This window comes from Campylobacter sp. BCW_4319, assembly GCF_001764435.1.
In the GTDB taxonomy this organism is placed as follows: Bacteria; Campylobacterota; Campylobacteria; order Campylobacterales; family Campylobacteraceae; genus Campylobacter_D; species Campylobacter_D jejuni.
Genome location: NZ_MKAQ01000007.1, coordinates 1 through 4,427 on the forward strand (window position 1 = coordinate 1; position 4,427 = coordinate 4,427).

The 4,427-nt window shown below is 29.3% G+C and carries 3 protein-coding genes; 2 read left to right on the forward strand and 1 reads right to left on the reverse strand.

Annotated features, from left to right (window positions below):
• Both AJN56_RS01530 and AJN56_RS01535 read left to right on the forward strand, forming a co-directional pair.
• Positions 1-1,251, forward strand: a 1,251-nt coding sequence (locus AJN56_RS01530) for a motility associated factor glycosyltransferase family protein (protein ID WP_148115949.1), incomplete at its 5' end; no start/stop codon positions are given.
• Positions 1,238-3,136, forward strand: a complete 1,899-nt coding sequence (locus AJN56_RS01535) for a motility associated factor glycosyltransferase family protein (RefSeq protein ID WP_012006750.1) — start codon at positions 1,238-1,240, stop codon at positions 3,134-3,136. The genes AJN56_RS01530 and AJN56_RS01535, both read left to right, overlap by 14 nt.
• A gap of 31 nt (positions 3,137-3,167) precedes the next feature.
• Here AJN56_RS01535 and AJN56_RS01540 read toward each other — a convergent pair.
• The coding region (locus tag AJN56_RS01540) for a flagellin (protein ID WP_070294425.1) at positions 3,168-4,427 on the reverse strand (1,260 nt) is incomplete at its 5' end.

Below are 4,427 nucleotides of genomic sequence, written 5' to 3' on the forward strand. Positions count from 1 at the left end.
GCCATCATTGTTTCTACAGGACCAAGTCTTACTAAACAACTTCCTTTATTAAAACAATACGCAAATAAAGCTACGATTTTTTGTGCAGATAGCGCTTATCCTATTTTAGCAAAACACAATATTAAGCCTGATTATGTTTGCATGTTAGAAAGAGATGATATAGTTTCTAAGTGTTTTGACAACGATTTTAAAGAATTTGATAAAGGAATTTTGTTTATCCTAGCTTCGGTAGTTCATAAAGAAGTTATTGAATTTCTTGAAAGAAATAATAGGGAGTATATGTTGGTGCCTAGGGCTTATGATTTTTTTTACTATCTTAATCTAGCAAAATATTTTCAACCTATTGATGGAATGGTAAGCGTTGCACATATGAATTACTGGTTAGCAAAATTCTTATCTCATAAAAATATAATTTTTATAGGACAAGATTTAGCTTACAGCAAAGATCAGTCCTCTCATGCTAAAGACTTTATACACGAAAAACTACACGAAGGACATTTTCAAAAAGATGAAAATCTTTTCACAAGCATCGCTTACGGTGGAAAAGGCGAGGTAGAATCCTCGTATTTTTGGAAGCTTTTTAGAGAAATTTTTGAAAAGTGGATAAGCCATGATAATAATTTTATCAATATTTATAATTGCACCGAAGGTGGAGCAAGGATAAAAGGAACGATAGAAAAACCTTTTCTTTGGGCTTGTGAGAATTTACTGGGTAAAGATTTAAATAAACCTTTCCCTAAATTAAACCCTTTGAATATAAATAAGCAAAATGAGTTAATGTTAAAAGCATATAATAAAATTTATAAAAGCATTTATCATTGCAAAGATTTTAATAAAAAGTTACTACAAGAATATAATGAAATCAAAGAACTGTATTTAACTTTAGAAAATTTACAAATAGAAGAAAGTAAAGAGCTTTTAAATTTTATTATACAAAAAATTGATACAATTAAATACCAAATTGATGATGCTAAAAATATGCAAGATTTATATGAAATTTTAGGACCATTATTGGTTCAGTTTGAACTCAATTTAGCGAGAATTTATGTTTTAAATCCCAAAACACCAGAAGATAGTTTCAATAAATCGTTAATTTGGATAAAAGAACACTTAGAATGGATAGAAATGATTTATGGGCATATACAAGCACAAGAAAATGCCTTATTTGAAAATATTATCCCATTGGAGCAAAAACTTAAAGAAAGAAAAATGCAAAAATACCTAAGAAGGATAAAAAATGCAAACAAATGAAATTTTTAAAAAAAATTTAGAAGCTATGCAAGGAAGTACATACGAAAAACTAAAATATAAACTTAAAAATTTTCAAGAACTTAGAAATTTTTCTTTTCATATAGGAAAAGATCCTATAGATATCAATATTATTGATAAAAAACATTTAAAAAAAATTTATCAAAATCCGATAAAAGAACTTGAAGAAAATTTAAAACTTTATCAAGAACAATATACTAATTATCCTTTTTTATTTTTTTATGGTTTAGGAAATGGAATTTTATATAAAGCGTTGTTAAAAAATACGCTCCATAAAAGAATTATTATCATAGAAAAAGAACTAGATATTATATTTATCACTTTAAATCTAATAGATTTTAGCGAAGATTTATTTAAAGGACGCATAATTATCACTCATACACTTGATTACAATAATAATATAGCAGAGTTAATTTTTGGATTAACAGAAATCAGCCTTTTTTTAAAAACTTATCAAATTAATTTACATTCACCCTTTTATAGAATTTATCAAGAAGATATTAAAAAAATCAACAATATCAATCTTCAGACTATAAAATATCTTACCTTAAAAAAAGGTACAGATCCTTTGGATGCTATGGTAGGCATAGAACAAGCTATTTGGAATTTACCAGAAATGTTTAAACACTATAGCTATAAAGAATTATTAGATAAAAGAAAAAATCTCAGCAAAAATGCTATCATTGTCTCAACAGGGCCTAGTTTAACCAAACAACTGTCTTTGTTAAAACAATATGCAAATAAAGCTATTATATTTTGTGCTGACTCTTCTTATCCTATACTTGCAAAACATAATATCAAACCTGATTATGTATTATCTTTAGAAAGAATCCCCTTAACTTCAGAGTTTTTTAACAATGACTTTGGGGAATTTGATAAAGACATTTTATTTATTTTGCCAGGTTTAACCCACCCTAACTCAATCAAATATTTAAAAAAATTTAAAAAAGACTACATGCTAGTGGCTAGACATCTACCCTTTGCTCTTTCTTTAGATTTAAAAGAATATGGATATATAGGTGGTGGTATGAGTGTAGCTCATAGTGCTTACGAATTGGCAATTTTGTTAAAATGTGAAAACATCATCTTAATAGGACAAGATTTAGCTTATAGCAAAGAAGGGAAATCACACACGGACGATTATATAAATTTAGCTTTACATGAAAAAGATTTCGAACGTAATAAAGGTCACTTTACCACTATAGCTTATGGCGGAGAAGGAGAGGTTGAAAGTTCTGAAGTTTGGACTTTATTTAGAAAAATATTTGAAAATTATGCAATCAATAACCAAAAATATATCAAAACCTATAATTGCACCGAAGGTGGTGCTAGAATAAAAGGAACCATAGAAAAACCTTTTGCAGAAATATGCAAAGAAATACTCACAAAAGATATAAAAAAGCCTTTAAAAAAGCTAAAGAAAAAAACAAAAAAAGAACAATTTGACAAAATGTTAAAAAGTTATCGAAAAATTAAAACAAATATACAACTTGCATTAAACTTTCAAAAAGAATGTAAAAAAACTCTTAGAAAAATTCAAAAAATCACTCAAAAAAACAAATATATAAATCTAGAAAATATTGTAAAAGATATAGATATTATAAGAGAAAAATTAAGCCATAAAAAATATTTTTTCTTGCATGAAATTTTAGGACCTACCTTGCATCATGAAGAAAGTTTAATTGCTCCTATTTATACCCAAAGTGTTCATAATGAAAGTCAAAGACAAAATAAAATTTTATCTTGGATTTATGCTAACGAATCCTTAATTGAAACTATAATAGATCTTATAGAAAGTCAAAATACAAGATTAAAAAAAGCTATTATTCCCTTACAGGATGAGCTAGAAAAAAGAAGCTTAATCTAAAACTAAAGAGCAAAATTGCTCTTTAGAAAGATTATTGTAATAGTTTTAAAACATTTTGCTGTACAGCGTTAGCTTGACTCATAGCATATGAGCCTGATTGTGCAAGAATGTTATATTTAGAAAAATTCGCACTCTCACTTGCAAAGTCTACATCTCTTATGGTTGATTCGGCTGCTTTAACATTTACCTGAGTTACAGTAATATTGTTTATAGTAACTTGAAGTTGATTTTGTACAGAACCAATATCTGCTCTGATTTGATCTAAATTTGTTATAGCAGTTTCTGCTATATCCATAACCGCCATTGCACCTTTAAGAGTGGTTACACCTGCAGTCTCATCAGTTGTATTAGCAGCAGTAGTTTTAAGAGCTGCAAATTGAGAATTACCTGAGCCAGAAGAAAAACCTGAGCCAGAAGAAACAACATAAGTATTGCTCATTGAAGCCGCACTTGAAATAATTTGTATTCCTTGACTCAATCCAACAGATAAATTTTTACCACTACCCACAGAAAATCCTGAACCTCTAGAAAATCCTGAACCTTGTGCACTCATAAATGCAGAAATTGAACTTACAGCTGAGCTTAAAACTAACTTTCCTCCGCCTTTATAAGAATTAAACCCCATAGCATCGGCATTAGCTGCTGAAATTTGACCTTTTGATTCTCTTAAAGACACTGAAGATTGAGAAATCATATCTGTTCTACCCATACCTATAGCACTAAGATTGGTTCCACTAATATTAATATCTCTACCATCATTTTTAACTAAAGATAATCGCCCATAGTTTTCTTTTTGATTTGCCAAAATACCAGAACCAACACCTATATCTCCAGTAATTTTAATACCCCTGCCATCAGCCGATGTAAGAACAAGCTTGCCGTTTTCATCTTTAGAAGCTTGAACTCCTGTGGTATCTTTAACCGCATTGATAGCTGAAACCAATTGGCCGTTATTATCACCATCTTTATAATTAATCTGACCAATTACAACTCCATTAATGGCAAAGTCTTGAGAAGTAGTTCCTTCTTTTATAGCATAAACGCCAGTTGTTTTTACATCGTAAGTTGCGCGAACTCCTGTTTTATCAGCGCTTTTATTGATCTCTTCAGCCAAAGCTCCAAGTCCTGTTCCAACTGAAGTTGAAATCACAACATTATCAAATTTAAAATCTTCTATACCATTGTAGTTTTTAATAGTAAGACCAACCACACCTGAAGTAAAACTTTGAGCACCGGTTTCAAATCTTGTAACACCGATTTTAGAAGATTGAGTAGCACCGATAGTTGCTTT